Genomic DNA, 17932 nt, shown 5'->3' on the forward strand with positions numbered 1-17932 from the left:
GACCACATACCTGGGACGAGTCAGGCGTATGCCCCCGTGCCCGACCATACGGACCTCACCTCTGCGAGAAGAGACAGGAGCCACGCAGAGTGTCCAGTCGCGCACCCCCGTGGCGCGATCAATGTGTCATGTCATCGGTCATCGATGGTAACGAAATAATAACGATAGACGCCCATCGCAGCCCCAAATCCATCGCAGTGAGTGCGAAAGGGACAACGTCGTGTGACCGAAGACGTTCCCCGGACACCGCGCCGGCTGATTCACTGTGGCCGCTCAACCGGACGCGCGACGCGCGTCCGTCGGACTTGCACACGGGGGAGTCAGTTCTTCATGTCATCCAGACGGAGTCCACAAGGGACACGGTCAGTCGCGGCCGGGACGGCGGTCGGCCTCGCCGTCGCGTCCACGGCATTCACCCTGGTGGCGGGGCCGGTCGCCGCCGCGCCGGCGAAGCCGGCCCCGAAGCCGGCCGACGGCGCGCTCAGCGTCGACCAGGCCATGGCCCAGGCGAAGCGCACCGGCAAACCGGTCGAGGCGACCGCGGCCGGCACCTCGACCTCGACCTTCACCGCCCGCCCCGACGGCACGATCGAGCTGACCCAGTCCGCCGTGCCGACCCGCACCCGGGTCGACGGCCGCTGGAAAGACCTCGACCCGACCCTGGTGCGGCAAGCCGACGGCAGCATCACCGCCGCCGTCACCACCAACCCGATCCGCGTCTCCGCCGGCGGCACCGGCCCCTTGGCCGAGATGACCAGCGGTGATCGAGCCCTCTCCGTCACCGCACCACTGGCCCTACCCGCGCCGACCCTCGACGGGCCCACCGCCACCTACGCCGAGGTGCTACCCGGCGTCGACCTCACCGTCCGGGTCACCGGCGAAGGCGCCTTCTCCCATGTCTTCGTGGTCAAGAACCGCACCGCCGCCGCCAACCCGAAACTCGCCGCCCTCGACCTGACCACCAGCACCAAGGGCGTCACCCTCGCCGCCGACACCGCCGGCAACATCACCGGCCGCGACCGCGCCGGCAAGACGGTGCTCACCGCTCCCTCCCCCGCCATGTGGGACTCCACCGCCGGTGCCGGCACCCAGAGCGCGCCGGCCGAGCGACACGCCACCTCCGGCCCGGACGCCCCCGGCGAGGGCGCGAAGACCGCCGCCATCGGCGTAAAGGTGGCCCCCGGCAAGCTGCGCCTGACCCCGAGTCGGGCGATGCTCGCCGATGCGAAGACCGCCTACCCGGTCTTCATCGACCCGACGTTCACCTGGACGCCGGTCGGGCCGAAGATGTCCGGCTGGGCCAGCATCTCCTACCAGCACCAGTCGACCAACTACTGGAAGAACACCCCCGACCTCATCGGCCGGATGCAGGTCGGCAACTCCGGCAGCCAACGCTCCAACACTCTGATCAACTTCCCGGTCCCCCACAGCACCCTGACCGGAGCGACGATCAACTCGGCCACCTTCAAGATCACCAACACGAAGTCCTGGAGCTGCACCGACAAGACGGTCAACGTCTACGCCCCCGGCACGACGCTCAGCTCCGGCAACGCCACCTGGAACTACTGGGAGTCACAGAGCAAGGGCCCGCTGGCCGCCTCCAAGAGCTTCGCCCACGGCTACAGCGGCTGCGACGCCGCCGGCGTCTCCTTCGACATCAGCAGCCAGATCAGGACCGACGTCACCAACAAGAAGCCCACCCGCACCCTCTGGATGGTCGCCGCCAACGAGGCCAGCGACACCCAGAGCTGGAAGGAGTTCCTCGAAACCAGCCCCACCCTGACCATCCAGTACAACCACAAGCCCAACACCCCGACGGGAATGACCACCTCACCGAAAACTGCCTGCACCGCCACCACCCCGACCGTGGTGGGCGACGGGTCGGTCTCCCTTTACGCCCCGGTCTCCGACCGCAACGGCGGGACCCTCGGCGTCGCCTTCAAGCTCTGGAAGACCACCGACACCACGCAGACGGCCCTCGCCTCGTCCAACCCGAGCCTGCTCACGTACTCCTCCGGCTCGACCGCCGTGCTCGTCGTCCCGGTGACCACCCTGCGCACGGCGGCGGCCGGCGCCATCACCAACTTCTCCTGGAAGGTCCAGGCCACCGACTTCGGCGCCACCAGCGACTGGTCGGCCACCTGCACCTTCAAATTCGACCCCACCCGCGCGGGTGCCCCCAACGTCGGCCAGCCGCAGACGCAGCCGGTCATCGGTAAGCCGGTCTCCTTCGCCGTGACGCCACCCGACACCGGCTCCACGCCGAGCAGCTACGTCTACCAGCTCAACGGCCTGCCGCCGTCGACCGTCACCGCCACCTCCGGCAACGCCACCATCACGCTGACCCCACCCCGCTTCACCAACACGCTCACGGTCACGAGCCTGTCCACGGGCGGGAACGCCGGTGAATCGGCGAGCGTCACCTTCAACGCCGAGCCGGCGGCTGTCGCCACGGACGGTGACCTGACCGGCGACGACACCACGGACCTGCTCACCGTCGGCGGCGTCAACGGCATCCCGGCCGGAGTGTGGCTCGCGACCGGCATGAACAGCGGTGCCGTCCGGACCGCGATGACCAACGTCGGCGCCCTCGGCAACGGGACCTCCGGCACCAACTCCCCCACCGACTTCAACGGGGCGCAGGTCGTGGCGGGCAGGTTCTTCGGCTCGGGCCTGCAGGACGTGCTCGTCTACTACCCGGGTGGCGTGAACCCCGGTGCCGCCGGCATCCTGCGGGGCAACGGGGACGGCTCGGTCATCCAGTCGCAGCTCAGCGGAAACCAGCAGAGCGTGATGCGCGAGCAGCTCCTCGACGGGACGGGCAACCAGCCGCTCCAACTCGCCAACGCCGGTGACTCCCGGCGGCTCGGGTCCGTCTACCCGGACCTCATCGGCGTCAGCGGGGACCCGGCCAACGGTTTCCACCTGACCTACTACCCGAACCTGGGTATGACCGGCGGTTACATCGGCACCTTCGACCTCTCTGCGGCGACGCCGACGGGCGGAGCCGACTGGAACAACTGGACCATCGCCACCACCCAACTCGCCGGCGGGACCGCGATGTTCCTCTGGAACCGCACCACCGGCGCGCTGCACCTGTGGACGAACCTCACCGTCAACCCGGACACCGCTCAGCTCACCTACACGCCGTACACGGTGTCCAGCAACTGGAACGCGGGCGCGGCCCTCACCCTGCGCGCGGGTGACATCAACAGCGACGGTACGCCGGACCTCTGGACCATCGGGACCGCCGGCGCGACCCGGGCCCACCTCGTCGACCTGTCGCCAACGCCCACCATCACGGCCCAACAGCCGCAGACCCTGTCCACCGCCACCCACACGTACCCGCTCAACGAGGGGGTGGGCGGTGCGACGGTGACCACCGTGGCCGACACCACGGGCACCAAGCCCCTGACCGCCGCCGGGAACGTCCGGTGGCACGAGGGCGACCTGTTCGACCCGTCCATCCGCATGAACACCGATGCCGGCGCCACCGTGGGTGACGCCACCGGGACCGGTTACCTCGCCAGCAGCGGAACTCTCGTCGACACGACGAAGTCCTTCAGCCTGTCGGTGTGGGCGAAGCCCACGGCCGCCGGCGGCATCATCCTGTCCGAGGACGGGAGCCGCTCCGCCCGGTTCATCCTCTGGCAGGAGGACACCGACAAGACGTGGCGGTTCGGCATGGCCCGGTCGGACGGGCCCGGTTGGGCGTACGACCAGGCGGTCAGCTCGACGCCGGTGCAGCTCGGGGTCTGGAGTCACCTGGTGGCGGTCTACAACGCCTCCACCGCCACCATGGCCCTGTACGTCAACGACGTCCTCGCCGGCACGGCCTCGCACGCCGCGGCGGTGGCGTGGCCCACGACGGGCAACTTCGTGGTCGGTCGCTACCTCTACAACAGCGCACCGAGTTCGTACTACAAGGGCCAGATCAGCAACGTCCAGATCTGGAACCGCAGCCTGGACCCGGCCGAGGCGACGGCGCCCGGCAACTACTCCCAGCAGAGACCGGCGCCGAACCTGCGCGACGTGACCGGCGACGGTCGTACCGACATGCTCATCACCCAGGCCAACGGCGACGTCGTCCTGCGTCGTGGCACCAACCTCGACGGCGTCGGGACGTTCGACACCGGCATCGTGGTCTGCGGTGGCTGCTGGCGGTACGACTCGTTCACCCTGGCCGACGCCAACAACGACGGCAAGATCGACCTGTTCATGCGGTACACGAGCACGGGCGACATGTACGTCTACCCGAACACCGTGGGCACCGGCGATCCGGTGTGGGGAAACCGGGTCCTGGTCTGCGGCGGATGCGACAACTTCACGCTGGCGGACCTGGACGACGTCACCCGGGACGGCAAGACCGACCTCTTCGTCCGCGAGACCAGCACCGGCAACATGTACCTCTATCCCGGCAACGGGACGGGTGGTGCCATCACCTGGGGCAGCCGGTTCCTGCTCTGCGGGTTGTGCACCGGCTTCGACATCGCGAGCGTCGAGGACGTGAACAACGACGGCAAGGTCGACCTGTTCGTGCGTCAGGCCAGCACCGGGGACATGTACGTCTACCCGAACACCGCGACCTCCGGGAACCCGGTGTGGGGACCCCGGGTGCTGGTCTGCGGGCTGTGCCGGGACTTCGGCGTGGCGAGCCTGGGCGACGTGACCAACGACGGGAAGACCGACCTGGTGGTCCGCCGCAACAGCGCGGGCACGATGATCCTCTACCCGGGCACGGCCCCGGTGGGCTCGATCGCCTGGGGAAGTCCCTCGTTCCTGTAGCCGGCAAGCGCTGTCCGGGCAGCTCGTACCTGAGCTGCCCGGACAGTCCGACGCGTCCGCCTCATCGGCACGCGGGCTGGACGGCGTACAACCCGATCTTTCGATCGGTACCGGGAAGGGCCGGTCGTGGCGCGCGCCGGTCGTCGGTCAGACCAGGCCCGCGTCCCGCAGCAGTTTCCAGAGCCCGGCGCCGTCCGGCGCGGAGAGCCACTTCTGCCCCACCGGTCCCGCCGACGGGCGGTCCTCGGGGGTGGGCAGGCTACCCGCCAGCACCGACTGGGTCGGCGAGAGCCGGCGGATCGCCACCCCGGCGACGTTCTCCGGGTGGGCGGCGGCGAACTCGCGGTAGATCTCCGGGTCGTGCTGCCCGTCGTCGCCGATCAGCAGCCAGCGGACGTCGGGGAACTCCTTGGCCAGGCGGGCGAGGGTGGCCCGCTTGTGCTCCCGGCCGCTGCGGAACCAGCGGTCGGCGGTCGGTCCCCAGTCGGTGAGCAGCAGCGGCCCCGCCGGGTAGAGGTGCCGGGACAGGAACCGGGTCAGCGTCGGCGCGACGTTCCACGCCCCGGTGGAGAGGTAGAAGACCGGTGCGCCGGGGTGCGCCGTGGCCAGCCGCTCGTAGAGCACCGCCATCCCGGGCACCGCGGCCCGGGCGTGCTCGTCGAGGACGAAGGTGTTCCAGGCGGCCAGCAGGGGGCGGGGCAGCGCGGTCACCATGACGGTGTCGTCGATGTCGGAGAGGACGCCGAAGCGGACCTCCGGGTCGAGGATCCGCACCAGCGCCTCCGCCGGCTCGGCGTCGGGCACGCTGAGGCGTACCGAGGCCCACCCGGGGGTGAAGTCGGCCTCGATCACGGTGTCGACGAAGCCGCTGCGGTCGGCGCGCGCCTCGTGCCGGACGCCACCGGCCTCGATGGTCACGGTGACGTGCTTGGCGGGCAGGGTGGTGAAGCTCCGCCAGCCGCGGACCTTGTCCAGTCGGCCCCGCTGGCGGGTGTCCGGCCGGCCGAGCAGCACCCGGCACAGCACCCGCGCCCAGCCGGGCGCGCCGTAGCCGGCGTAGGCGACGATGTTCATCTGCCAGCCGGTGCGCCGTAGCCGGCGTTCCACCAGCTGGTGCACGGCGTCCTCGATCCGTGCGGCCCGGTGCAGGTTGGGGATGGCCAGCTGGCCGGCGGGAGTGGGTGGCACGCTGCAACCCTGCCACACGTGGGCGGAAGCGGCCAGGCGAGCGGGGGCCGGCTGCGCGGATCCGCTCCGGAGGCCCCGGCGACCGTGACAGACTCCGGTCGGGACGACGACGGGGGCGTTGGTCGTGTCGACACCTGGGCAGCAGCACCGCGCGGCGCGTCCGCGACTCGACCGGCCGGCGTTCGTCGCGCTGCTGCTCGGGCTGGCCGCGGTGGCCTACCGGCTGGTCCTGACCGCGCTGACCGTCCCGCCGTCGAACAGCGACGAGGCCACCTTCGGCCTGGCCGCGCTGCACATCGCGGCCGGCCGGGAGCACCCGGTCTTCCTCTACGGCCAGCACTACATGGGGATGATCGAGTCGTACCTGGCCGCGCCGCTGGTGGCGTTGGTCGGACCGAGCTGGCCGGTGCTGCGGCTACCGCTGGTCGCCCTGTACGCGATCTTCCTCTGGTTGGCGTACCGGCTGACCCGCCGGCTCTTCTCCCCCTGGTTCGCCGTCGGAGTCGTCGGCCTGTTGGCGCTCGGCACCGAGCGGGTGGTGCGCGACCAGTTGACCGTGGTGGGCGGGCGGCCGGAGGTGAAACCGGCGGTGCTGGCGATGCTGCTGATCGCGGTGGGGCTCGCCGAGGGCCGGGTGCGCCGACGGCGGGCCGCCGTCGGCCTGGCCGGGCTGCTGGCCGGGCTGGCGCTCTGGTCGGACTGGTTGATCCTGCCGTACCTGGCGGCGGCGGGCCTGCTGCTGCTCTACGCGGCCCGCCGGGAGCTGCTCGGCTGGTCGGGCGCGCTGCTGGTGGCCGGCTTCGCGGTGGGCGTGGGGCCGATGGTGCGGGACAACCTGATCGCCCCGCCGGGAAAGGACTCGTGGTCGGTGTTCCGCGAGGTCAGCGCCACCGACGGCCCGCCGCCGCCCTGGTCGGAGCGGCTCGGCGGCGGGCTGCTGGAGGGGGTGCCGCTGGCCTCCGGTCTCTGCCCGGTAACCGGCTGCGCCCGCTGGCAGGAGTGGTTCGGGCTGCTCTACCCCGTCCTGCTGGTGGTCGCGGCCGCGCTGGCGCTGGTCGCCTACCGGCGCGGCGCGGGAGCGCCGACCGGCGTCCGGGTCCGGCCGGTCGCGCAACTGGCCCTGGTCGCCGGCGCGGCCCTGACCCTGCTGGCGTACGTCCGCAGCCCGCTCACCGTCACCGACCCGCTGGGCAACGCCCGCTACCTGTCGGTGCTGCAGATCTCGCTGCCGGCGGTGCTCTGGCCGCTGTGGGTGGCGGCGGTCGCCTGCTGGCGGGGCACGGTGGGCGTGGCGGGACGGCTGGCCGGGGCGGCCGCCACCGCCGTGCTGGCCGGGCTGGTGGCCACCTCGGTCGTCGCGACCGGCCTCTTCGTCACGGCGCTCGACGCGCCCCGGGCCGACGAGCGGCAGGCCCGGGAGTTGGCCGACGCGGTCCGCGGCACCGGCCTGCGCGAGGTGTACGGGGACTACTGGACCTGCAACCGGCTGACCTTCAACACCGGCGAGGAGGTGGTCTGCGCGGTGCTCGACGGCGGCCTGCGTCCCGGTCAGAACCGGTACCGCCCGTACTGGCGGCAGGTGGGCGGGGCCGAGCGCCCCGGGTACGTGCTGCCGGTCGGCTCCGGGGCGGAGCGGCGGCTGCGCCGGCTGCTCGGCGACGGGGCCGACGCCGCCATCCTGGTCGAGGTCGCCGGGTACGACGAGGTCGCCGGGTATCGCGTGTACCACCCGCCGACCGCCGTGCGGCCGTGGCGCTGACGACGGCCCGTACGCTTTCCGGGTGCTGATCCTGCTGCCGCCCTCCGAGGGCAAGGCCGACGCCGGGACCGGCCGGCGACTCGACCTGTCCCGGCTCTCCCTGCCCGAGCTGACCGCGGCCCGGGAGGAGGTGCTGGGCGCGCTGACGGTGCTCAGCGCCGGCGACGAGGAGACCGCGCTGGCGGCGCTGGGACTCAGCGGCGGCCAGCGGGGCGAGCTGACCCGCAACGCCCGGCTGGCCCGGGCCGCCACCGCGCCGGCCGGTCAGATCTACACGGGGGTGCTCTACGAGGCGCTCGACCTGGCCACCCTGCCGGCGCCGGCGCAGCGGGCGGCGCGCCGGTCGGTGCTGATCAGCTCCGGGCTCTGGGGCGCGGTGCGGCTCGCCGACCGGATCCCGCCGTACCGCTGCCCGATCGGCGCGAAGCTGCCCGGGGTGGGCGCGCTGTCGGCGTACTGGCGGCGGGTGCTGGCGCCGGTGCTGGAGGCGGCCGCGGGTGAAGGGCCGGTGCTGGACCTGCGCTCCGGCGCGTACGCCGCGATCTGGACGCCGCGTGGCGCGGCGGCCGGCCGCACGGTGACGGTGCGGGTGCTGCACGAACGCCGGGTCGACGGCCGGCCGGTGCGGACGGTGGTGAGCCACTTCAACAAGGCCACCAAGGGCCGCCTGGTCCGGGACCTGCTGGTGGCCGGCGCCCGGCCGCGCACCGCCGCCGGGCTGGTCTCCGCGCTGCGCGACCTGAAGTACACCGTCGAGGAGCAGCCGACGGCCGCCGGGCGGCCCCGGCAGCTCGACGTGGTGGTCACCGAGCTGTAGGCCAGCCGCAAGATTTCCTCAAGGCTGGACCGGATCGGTGGAACCGGGCCGCTCGGCGGGTCACGGTTAGGGGACCCCGACGCCGACAAGGAGCGGTCCGATGGCCCCCGAACCCACCCTGCTCGACCGGCCCCGCTTGCCGTCGCCCCCACCGCCGTTGGACTGGCTGACCCTCGCCGACGCGTTCGAGGTGGCCTGCCTGGTCCGTTGCACGCCCCCGCCGGCGGTCGCCGCGCGCGCCCCGGTCGGGCCGTACCGGCCGGTGGCGGAGTTCAACCGGGAGGACGCCGCGCTGCGGATGCGGCAGCTGCTGACCCGGCTGGACGTGCCGGTGGAGCACGAGGTGACCGGTGGCGGCCTGCGCCGCCGGTACGAGCTGCACCGGCTGCACGTGCCCCGGGAGCACCGGGCGACGTACGTGGCGCTGAGCGAGAGGGGCTGGCGGCAGGGGCGCCGGGAGCTGCTCGGCGGCCCGGTGGGCGCGTCGACCGCCCGGGCGCTGTGGCGGTCCCGGCTGGCCGCGGCGGCCTGGCGGTCCGCGCTGCTGGCCGGCGGGCGACACGTACGCCGGCACATCCTGGGCATCCGGCTGACCGACCGGGAGTTGGCCGCCGTGCTCGTCCGCAGCGCCGCCCTGCTGGAGGTCCCCGCCCTGCTCCGCCCGGGGGCGGGCTGCTTCGTGGTGAGCGTGGCCGACGGCCCGGACCGTTCGAAGATCATGAAGCGGGCCGCCCTCGCCCCCGCCCGGGCACCCGCCGGGGCATGATGGGCCGATGAGGCTGACCGGGACGGTCGGTGAGTTCCACGCCGAGCACGGCTGGGGAATGAGCGACGCGCCGGCCGACCGGATGCCTGAGCTTGCGCCGGAGGCGGTGCACGGCGCACAGTGCTGCCCGTGAGCCGTTACCGGTCCGCGCCCGGCCGGCGGCGCGTCGCCGCCCCGACCGCGCTGCTGATGCTGCTGGTCGTGGCGGCCGCCGGGCTCGCCGGGTGCCGCGACGAGCCGACCGAGCCGGTGCAGCTGCGGATCGCCACCGGCAGCCCCACCGCGGTCTACCACGCCTTCGGGCAGTCCCTGGCCGCCGTCCTCAACCGTGAACTGCCGAGCGTGCGGGCCAGCGTGGTGGTCACCGCCGCCTCCGCGGAGAACGTCCGCCTGCTCCGCGCCGGCGAGGCCGAGCTCGGCTTCACCCAGGCCGACGTGCTGCCGACCGGGCCGGCCGGGGAGCCGTCGGTGCTGGCGGTGGCCCGGGTCTACGACGACCTGCTGCACCTGGTCACCACCGCCGGCGGCCCGGTCCGGACGGTCGCCGACCTGCGCGGCCGCCGGGTCTCGGTGGGCGCCGCCGGCTCCGGCACCGAGGTCACCGCGACCCGGCTGCTGGCGGTCGCCCAGCTCGGCGGCGACCGGGTACGCCAGGAACACCTCGGCCTGGACGACTCGGTGGCCGCGCTGCGCGCCGGACGGATCGACGCGTTCTTCTTCTCCGGCGGGCTGCCGGTGCGGGCGGTGGACGAGCTGGCCGGGGCCTCGGCGATCCGCGTGGTCGACCTGGGTGACTGGACGGAGCCGCTGCGCCGCAGCTACCGCGAGGTGTACGTGTCCCGGGACATCCCCCGCTCGGTGTACGACGTGGATCCGGTCACCACGGTCGCGAACCCGAACTATCTGGTCGTCCGGGCGGGGCTGCCGGAGGCGCTGATCCGGGACGTCACCCGGCTGCTGATGGAACGCCGGGCGGAGCTGGCCGCCGCCCATCCGGCGGCCGGCCGGATGAGCCCCCGCTCGGCGATCGCCACCACGCCGCTGCCCCTGCACCCGGGCGCGGCGGCCTGGTACCGCTCCGTCAAGCCCTGACCGGGTCGGCGTCCGCCGGGCCGGTCTCCGCCGCCGCGGTCCGTGGCTCGGGGGCCGGGGCGCCGGGTGGGGCGGGGAACCACAGCTCCGCGACCAGTCCGCCCGACTGTCCCGACCGCATGGTGAGCCGCCCGTCGGAGGCGTCGACCAGCACCGCGACGATGGTCAGCCCGAGTCCCGCGCCGTCGATGTTCTGCACGTCCGGGGCCCGCCAGAACCGCTCGGTGGCCTGGTCCAGCTGCCCGGGGGTCATGCCCGGTCCGGTGTCGCGCACCTCCAGGGCCGTCCCCCCGTCGGCCGGCCGCACGGTCACCGTCACCTCGCCGGCTGCCCCGCTGAACTTCACCGCGTTGTCGATCAGCGCGTCGAGGGCCTGGTCGACGGCGGTCGGCACGGTCCGGGCATACGCCGGGCCGGAGGTGACCAGGCGCAACGTGACCGACCGGTGCCGGGCCAGCGGCTGCCACGCGTCGACCCGGGAGGCGGCGACGGCCGCCGCGTCCACGGTGACCCGCTCGTTCTCCTCCCGCTCGGCCCGGGCCAGGGTGAGCAGGGCGTCGAGCACCAGCGCCAGCCGGTCGGTCTCCTCCAGGGCCAGCCGGTGCTCGGCCCGGCCGTCCGGGTCGGTGAGGCTCGGTCCCAGCTCCTCCACCCGCAGCCGCAGCGCCGTCAACGGGTTGCGGAGCTGGTGGCTGGCGTGCGCGACGAAGGCGCGCTGCCGGTCCATCACGTCGGAGACCACGTCGGCCATGTTGTTGAAGCTCGCCGCCAGGCGGCGCAGCTCGGGTGGGCCCAGCCGGTGCTGCACCCGCGCGCCGCGGTCGCCCTCGGCGATCTCATGGGTCACCGCGTCCAGCTCCGTGACCGGGCGCAGCACCCAACCGGCCAGCCCGAACGCGGTGGAGACGCAGGCCAGCACCGCGAGCAGGCCGATCCCGGCCAGCAGCAGCCACCAGGCGGTGACGGTGCGACGCACCTCGCCGACCGGGGTGGCGGTGACCACCGCGCCGAGCACCTCCCCGCCGTCGTTGATCGGCACCGCCACCACCAGCGGGCCGTCCACCCACGGCCAGACCGACTCGGGGCCGCTGGACTGCTGCCCCGACAGCGCGGTGTCCAGCGCCGCCTCGGTGGCCGGGCCGCCCCGCCACCCCGCGGAGGTGACCACCGTGCGGCGGTCCCGGTCGACCACCGCCGCGCCGATGCCGTACAGCTCGTGGTAGCTGCCCAGCTCACCGCCGAGCGGCCCGGGCACCCCGCCGCGCAGCGCCGGCCCGGCCAGCGAGGCGAACCGGGTCGCGTCGGCCAGCCGGTCCGCCCGGACCCGGTCGGTCTCCCGGGAGGCGAGGGTGGCCGCGAGCGGGGTCTCCAACGCGATCAGCACCAGCACCATCAGCAGCAGGTAGCTGATGACGAGTCGGCGGCGCACCGGCGCCCCTCACTCGCCCCGGAGCCGGTAGCCGACCCCGCGTACGGTCTCAACCAGCCGGGGATCGCCGAGCTTGCCGCGCAGCGAGCCCACGTGCACCTCGACGGTGTGCCGGTCGGCCCAGGTGGTGCCCCACACGTCGAGCAGGATCCGGTCGCGCGACACCGCCACTCCGGGCTGGCGGGCCAGGGAGAGCAGGATGTCGAACTCCTTGCGGGTCAGCGCCACCGGCCGGGCCGCGACGGTGACCGTGCGGCCGGCGACGTCGATGCGGACCGTCCCGACCTCGATCAGGTCCCGCTCCGGCACGGTGTGCGCCGCCCGCCGCAGCACCGCCTCGATCCGGGCCTGGAGCTCCACCATGGAGAACGGCTTCACCACGTAGTCGTCGGCGCCCAGCCGCAGGCCGGCCACCCGGTCCCGCTCCTCGCCCCGGGCGGTCACCGCGATGATGCCCAGCTGGCTGCTGCGCCGGCGCAGCTCACGGCAGACCTCGGTGCCGTCCCCGTCGGGCAGGGTCAGGTCGAGCAGCACCAGGTCGCAGGGGGCGGCGGAGAGGGCGGCGGCGACGGTGCCCGCGTGCTCGACCTCGTACCCGCGCCGGGTCAGCGCCGACGAGAGCGCGGCGGCCACCCGTCGGTCGTCCTCGACCAGCAGGATTCGCACCCGTACCCCCATCCGTTGCCGTGCCGACCCGCGAATGGTGGCAGAAGCGCCGGCGCGGCGGGAAGGCCGGTGGTACCGGTTCCGACCCGGTGCGGACCGTAGGCTGCCGACGTGATCTACAAGATTGTGTCGACCGGCGAGTGGGAGCAGGCCCGGGCAGCGGGACAGCTCACCGGCACGCCGATGGACCACCAGTCGGGGTTCATCCACCTCTCCGGGGCCGACCAGGTGGTGGAGACGGCGCGCCGGTTCTTCGGCGGCGTCACCGGGCTGACGCTGCTCACCGTCGACCCGGCGCGGCTCGGCGACGAGCTGCGCTGGGAGGCGTCCCGGGGCGGCGCTCTCTTCCCGCACCTCTACGGTGTGCTGCCGGTGACCGCCGTGGTGGCGGCGGAGGTGCTGCCGGTGGACGTCCCGGCCGCCGACGCGGTGGCGGCGCTGCTGGCCTGAGCGGGTCGTTATGCTACGCCGAGTTCGCGCGCGCCGGGCGCGCCCCGACCCATGCGAGTTGAAGGATGACTGACACCAACGACCGGTCCCCCTCGGTCTTCGTCCACCCGACGGCCGACGTGGAGGAGGGCGCCAAGGTCGGCGACGGCACCAAGGTCTGGCACCTGGCCCACGTCCGCTCGACCGCGCAGGTCGGCGACGGCTGTGTCATCGGCCGCAACGTGTACGTCGACGCCGGCGTGACGGTCGGCGATCTGGTGAAGATCCAGAACAACGTCTCCGTCTACCAGGGCGTGACCTTGGAGGACGAGGTGTTCGTCGGCCCCTGCGCGGTCTTCACCAATGACTTCCGGCCCCGGGCCCAGAACCCCGACTGGAAGATCACCCCGACCGTGGTCCGCCGGGGTGCGTCGATCGGCGCGAACGCCACCCTGGTCTGCGGCATCGAGGTGGGCGAGTACGCCATGATCGCGGCGGGTTCCGTGGTCACCCGGGACGTCGCCCCGTACCAGCTCGTGGCGGGCAACCCGGCCCGGCCGAAGGGCTGGGTCGACGAGCGGGGCGAGGTCGTCTCGCGCGACGTGGACAACCCGCCGCAGCGGCGGAGCTGATCCCGCGACGACGAACGGCGGTGGACGGGAGCTCCCGTCCACCGCCGTTGGTGTCACCGCTCAGCGGCAGAGCCGCGCGATCTCCTCCCGGAACCGGTCCATCGGGTTCGCCTCGGCCGGCCCGAGCAGGTAGGTCTTCAGCTCCCGCCGGGCCTCGGTCATCGGGTCGTCGCCGGCCCGGGTCACCGCAACGATCTTCTCCAGCTCGCCGCAGTCCCGGGAGAGCAGGTACGCCGCCCGCGACGTCGGGTAGTCCCGGCGGAACTCGTCCTCGGAGAGGCCGCCCGGGTTGGCCACCACGTACGGTCGCTGGCTCTGCACGAAGTCCGAGACCACACTGGACACGTCGCTGATCAGCAGGTCGGTCTGGTTGAAGCAGTCGAACAGCGCCGGCGTGCGGCCGGTGACCACCAGGTGGCGGGTACCGTCCAGTGAGGTGGCGTCGGTGTCACCGCCGGCGGCGCGGATCCGCTCCACCACCCGCTGGTGCACCGCCTTGGCCTCCTTGGACCGGGTGCCGGTGAGCGGGTGCGGCTTGTAGACGAGCCGGACGGCGGGCGTGGTGGCCAGCAGCCCCGCGACGATCTTCTCCCCCATCAGCACCAGCGAGGTGTGGTACGGGTCGTCGTCGAGCCACCCCTCCCAGGTGGGGGCGTAGAGCACGGTGAACGGCCGGTCGACCGACTCCGCGCCGAAGGTGTGCACGCCGGCGAGCTGCGGCCGGCCGATCTCGGTGATGTCCGCGTCGAGCACACCCACCCCGGCGCGGGCGTACCGCTCGCGGCCGGCGAGGCCGGCGACCCAGACCTCGTCGTACACCTTGCTGTACGGGTTGACGCTGGCCTGCTTGTCGCTGTCGCCGTGTCCCACGAAGACGTGCTTCATGCCCGGCTCGCGGAGCATGTGGATGTTCGCCCCGACGTTGGCGGCGTAGAGCGCCGCGCGCACGCTGCCGAACTCGAGGTTCATGAAGTCCACCCCGGCGGGCACGCAGATCACCGGCAGCCGAGTGTCGGCGAGCTCCTTGAACGCCTCCTTGCTGCGCATCAGCACGACCGCCGGGCGCCCGAGCGCCTCGGTCGGCGCCAGCCACATGTTGGCCTGGTAGACGTCCTTGGCCGGACCGGCGAAGTAGAACGCCACCTCCGGCCGGTACGTGTCCAGCCAGGCCTGCACGGCGGGCAGCAGCGAGGGCTGCCCGGTGCCCCGGCCCCGCAGCCAGGTGATCGCGATGATCAGGCCGACCACCGCGGTCGCCAGCACGGCCACCGCCCCGGCGACGAACACCGGGATGATGTCGTCGGTCACCGCCGCCACCACCGCGGCGGGTACCAGCAGCACGTTCGTGAAGGCCAGCCGGTCGCCGGCGAGCTGGGCCGACCACTCCGGCGGCCGGGGCGCCGAACGCACCGGGCCGAGGTCGATGTTGCGGACCAGCGCGGACACCGGGTTACGCCGGTCGATCATCTTGGAGAGCGCGCCGGCGAAGATGGAGATCACCCAGACGACGGCCGGCAGGACCATGACGGCGAGGGTCTGCGGCGCGTCGAGTCGCACGGTGGCGATGACCAGCAGCACCGTCGCGAGGTCGCGAGTGAGCTGACGGTAGGCCCGCCCGAGGCCGACCTTTTCCAACAGGGTGACGGAGGGCGCCGACCACCGGTCCACGACGTACTCGCCGACGACGGCGGCGAATCCGGCGAGGGCGTACACGACCACCCCGCCGAGGGCGCCCGCGACCAGCATCACCAGGTAGAACAGCAGCAGCAGCGCACCGCGGGCAGCGACCCCCAGCCGCTGAAATAACGTGCCGAACAAGGACTGCACTCCCTACGAGATCAATGGCGGGCGGGGCCCGGCCAGGCATCGGCGTCACACCGGGCCGTCGAGGCCCGGTGAGCCGCCGGAATGACGTGATCCTCTTCCTGCCACCGGTGCGACCCGGTCTGCGAACGTGGTGCCGGCGCAGACCCCTGAATTCAGTCTGTCATCCTGGCGGCGGACTGGCCGCTGCGACCTTAACGCGAGCCGACGGGACGTCGCTGCTCGGGTATCCCATGACACTCCGGTCACAAGGCCCGTACCGACGTGGACGAACCCGCGACGGGAAATACGCCCCTGCATGGGGCGAATCGGTTGAGGCGCCGTCGCAACGCGCGACAGCACGGTCACCGGGCCAGCTGGAACCTCGATACTGTCTCCCCCGAGGAGCGGCGTCGCCGGCTCCCTGCCGCGAGGAATCTCTCTTGACGACTCTCATCGCGCTGGCCGTGGCAGTGCTGCCCGGGATGCTGCTCGGGTTCGTGGTGCCGCCGGGGCGTCACCGCTGGGCCGCGTGGGCGGCAGCCCCCGCGCTGACCCTCGGGCTCACCACGGTGGCCATGGGTTGGCTGCCCAAGCTCGGACTGCCGGAGAGCGCCTCAGCGGTCCTGGCCGCCGAGTTGGTCCTGGCCGGCGCGGCGGTCCTCGCCTGCCGTCTGGGCTCCCGGGGCCGGACGGACGGGCACGGGCAGCGGGCGGAGACGGCCCACGACCCGGGGCGGGCGTTCGAGGAAGACGCTCCTCCCGGAGCACCGCCGGCAGGACCGAAATGGACGGCGCCGGTGCTGTCGCGCCTCGGACCTCAGTCGGTCCGACGGGCGTGGGCGGACATGATCGGCCTGGCGGTGCCGGCAGTGGTGACCGTCGGCTACGGCTGGTTGCTGCTCGGTCGGCTCATCGCGCCGCCCGGCTGGGACGGCATGAACCACGGATACTTCACCCGGCGGATCCTGGACACCGGTAGCGCCACGATCGCGTCCGCCTGCAGCACCGGATCCACCGAGAGCGCGCTCAGCTGTTCCTTCTACCCACTCGCCACGAACGTCTCCTGGGCGCAGGCCGCCGAACTCTCCGGCGGACGGATCAGCACCACGATGACCGCGTGGTCGATCCTGGTCGGGCCACTCGCCCTGGTCGCCGGGGTCTACGCCGCGGTCCGCCTGTCAGGCGGCCGCCCGATCGTCGCCGCCTGCGCGGCGCTCGCCCCCACCTTCCTCGGCCCGCTCTGGTACTCCGTGTCCACCGGGCGGATCACGCAGCAGACGGGCCCCTGCATCGGCGTGGGTATCGCGGTGCTGGGCGCCCTCGCGCTGCGCGGCCCCCATCCGGTCCGGCTCGGCCTGCTCGCCGGGCTGGCCGGCGCCGGACTGGTGATGTCCCACACCTACGACGTGGTGGTCACCGCGGTGCTCACCGTCGGCCTGCTGGTGGTGATACGGCACTCGATGTCGCTCCGCGCCGTGGTCGGCGGCGCGGCCGCGGCCCTGGTCGGCGCAATCGCTGCGCTCATTCCGTTCCTCGGTCCGCTCACCAGCGCCAAGGGCGAACGCGCGTCGAACGGGCCGGCTCTGCCCGGCCAGTGGAGCGAGGCGTTCGACTACTGGGTCACCGACCCGCAACGGTACGTCCTGCTGGGCTTTCCCCCGCCGGGCGCGGCGCACCACGACGTCAGCCTGCCGACCATCCGGATCGGCCTGGCGATCACGGTCGTCTGCCTGATCGCGTCTCCCCTGTGCCTGCTCTTCCGCCAGCTGCGCTGGGCCCGGCCGTGGCTGCTGACCGGGGTCCTCTTCACGGCGGTCGGTATCTGGACCACCAGCTCCGACTCCGCCGGGGCGATGCTGCTCTCGAGCCTCTGGTACGGCGTCCGGGAACGACTGCGGTCGATGATCCTGCCGGTCTACGGCTTGCTCGCGGTCGCCGGCGCGGTGGCGATCGGACTCGCCGTGCAGTGGCTCGCCACCAGGCTGGTGGCCCGAGCACGTGCCCTGCGCGACTCGACCGCGCCAGGGGCGGTCGCCGCGTCCGTCCTGCTGCTGGTCCTCGGCGGGCTCGCCGCGGTGCCGGCGACCTGGCATCCGCTTCGGGGCGAGTTCAAGCGTCGCGCGCCCGTCGGGGCGCAGTACACCGACACGTACCGGTGGCTGGCCGCGAACACCCCGGTCGGCAAGGTCGTCGCGTACGACCGGCACCGACAGTTCATGACCTGGTCCTACGTGGATCACGGTGCGCCAGCCCTGTTCGGCGTGCCCCCGCTGCCCACCTTCGACCTCGACAACTACAAGCGCCGTTGGGCCGCGTGGCACTGGCTGGTGAACAACCCCGAGGCCCGGCCCGCCGGCTGCGAGGTCGCCCGGTTCGGCGTCGAGTACGTGGTGGTCGGGGGCGGACGCGCCATGCCCGGTGGCTGGCAGCAGCACTATTCGCAGGCGCGCCTCGACGCCACCGACCGGGTACGACTCGTCCAGCAGTTCGACAGGATCAGGATCTACCGGGTCACCGAGACGGGTCGCGCCTGCGGCACCCCGGGCGACTGAGCCGACCAGGG

General features: G+C 73.0%; 13 protein-coding genes. 9 read left to right on the forward strand and 4 right to left on the reverse strand.

Annotated elements, in window-relative coordinates; all coding sequences use genetic code 11:
- The first annotated feature begins 330 nt into the window (after positions 1-330).
- Positions 331-4785: a LamG-like jellyroll fold domain-containing protein gene (locus V6U79_RS14835; protein ID WP_334614967.1), complete on the forward strand. Its 4455-nt coding sequence runs from the start codon at positions 331-333 to the stop codon at positions 4783-4785.
- A 147-nt stretch (positions 4786-4932) separates the two neighbouring features.
- On the opposite strand, the gene V6U79_RS14840 is transcribed toward V6U79_RS14835, so the two are convergent.
- The gene (locus V6U79_RS14840; RefSeq protein ID WP_334526266.1) at positions 4933-5973 is read right to left on the reverse strand and encodes an App1 family protein phosphatidate phosphatase; all 1041 of its coding nucleotides are present in this window, start codon (positions 5971-5973) and stop codon (positions 4933-4935) included.
- Between the two features lie 124 nt (positions 5974-6097).
- Between V6U79_RS14840 and V6U79_RS14845 the strand changes: the two genes are divergently transcribed.
- The 5 genes from V6U79_RS14845 (at position 6098) to V6U79_RS14865 (ending at position 10407) form a co-directional block, all read left to right on the forward strand.
- The gene (locus V6U79_RS14845; protein ID WP_442933780.1) at positions 6098-7732 is read left to right on the forward strand and encodes a hypothetical protein; all 1635 of its coding nucleotides are present in this window, start codon (positions 6098-6100) and stop codon (positions 7730-7732) included.
- A gap of 22 nt (positions 7733-7754) precedes the next feature.
- Positions 7755-8549 carry a peroxide stress protein YaaA gene (gene yaaA / locus V6U79_RS14850; protein WP_334614969.1) on the forward strand — a complete coding sequence of 265 codons (795 nt, stop codon included), beginning with the start codon at positions 7755-7757 and terminating at the stop codon, positions 8547-8549.
- A gap of 100 nt (positions 8550-8649) precedes the next feature.
- On the forward strand, positions 8650-9315 hold the full coding sequence (locus tag V6U79_RS14855; protein ID WP_334526258.1) for a hypothetical protein: 666 nt from the start codon (positions 8650-8652) through the stop codon (positions 9313-9315).
- A 7-nt stretch (positions 9316-9322) separates the two neighbouring features.
- Positions 9323-9448 (forward strand): hypothetical protein, encoded by a 126-nt coding sequence (locus tag V6U79_RS14860; RefSeq protein ID WP_334526256.1) that lies wholly within the window; start codon positions 9323-9325, stop codon positions 9446-9448.
- Between the two features lie 56 nt (positions 9449-9504).
- Positions 9505-10407 carry a TAXI family TRAP transporter solute-binding subunit gene (locus V6U79_RS14865; RefSeq protein ID WP_334526355.1) on the forward strand — a complete coding sequence of 301 codons (903 nt, stop codon included), beginning with the start codon at positions 9505-9507 and terminating at the stop codon, positions 10405-10407.
- Here the strand turns inward: V6U79_RS14865 and V6U79_RS14870 are convergent.
- Complete coding sequence (locus V6U79_RS14870) at positions 10397-11836, reverse strand: sensor histidine kinase (RefSeq protein WP_334614970.1); 1440 nt, start codon at positions 11834-11836, stop codon at positions 10397-10399. The genes V6U79_RS14865 and V6U79_RS14870 overlap by 11 nt on opposite strands.
- A gap of 9 nt (positions 11837-11845) precedes the next feature.
- The gene (locus tag V6U79_RS14875; RefSeq protein WP_334526251.1) at positions 11846-12514 is read right to left on the reverse strand and encodes a response regulator transcription factor; all 669 of its coding nucleotides are present in this window, start codon (positions 12512-12514) and stop codon (positions 11846-11848) included.
- 99 nt (positions 12515-12613) lie between these two features.
- Between V6U79_RS14875 and V6U79_RS14880 the strand changes: the two genes are divergently transcribed.
- Together V6U79_RS14880 and V6U79_RS14885 are read left to right on the forward strand one after the other, a co-directional pair.
- Positions 12614-12952: a DUF952 domain-containing protein gene (locus tag V6U79_RS14880; protein ID WP_334614971.1), complete on the forward strand. Its 339-nt coding sequence runs from the start codon at positions 12614-12616 to the stop codon at positions 12950-12952.
- Between the two features lie 65 nt (positions 12953-13017).
- On the forward strand, positions 13018-13563 hold the full coding sequence (locus tag V6U79_RS14885; RefSeq protein WP_334614972.1) for an acyltransferase: 546 nt from the start codon (positions 13018-13020) through the stop codon (positions 13561-13563).
- 60 nt (positions 13564-13623) lie between these two features.
- Here the strand turns inward: V6U79_RS14885 and V6U79_RS14890 are convergent, their stop codons facing one another.
- Positions 13624-15381, reverse strand: a complete 1758-nt coding sequence (locus tag V6U79_RS14890) for a CDP-glycerol glycerophosphotransferase family protein (RefSeq protein ID WP_442933781.1) — start codon at positions 15379-15381, stop codon at positions 13624-13626.
- A 428-nt stretch (positions 15382-15809) separates the two neighbouring features.
- Between V6U79_RS14890 and V6U79_RS14895 the strand changes: the two genes are divergently transcribed.
- On the forward strand, positions 15810-17921 hold the full coding sequence (locus V6U79_RS14895; protein WP_334614973.1) for a DUF6541 family protein: 2112 nt from the start codon (positions 15810-15812) through the stop codon (positions 17919-17921).
- Positions 17922-17932: the final 11 nt, after the last annotated feature.

Source organism: Micromonospora psammae (genome assembly GCF_036902725.1).
Taxonomy (GTDB): domain Bacteria; phylum Actinomycetota; class Actinomycetes; order Mycobacteriales; family Micromonosporaceae; genus Micromonospora.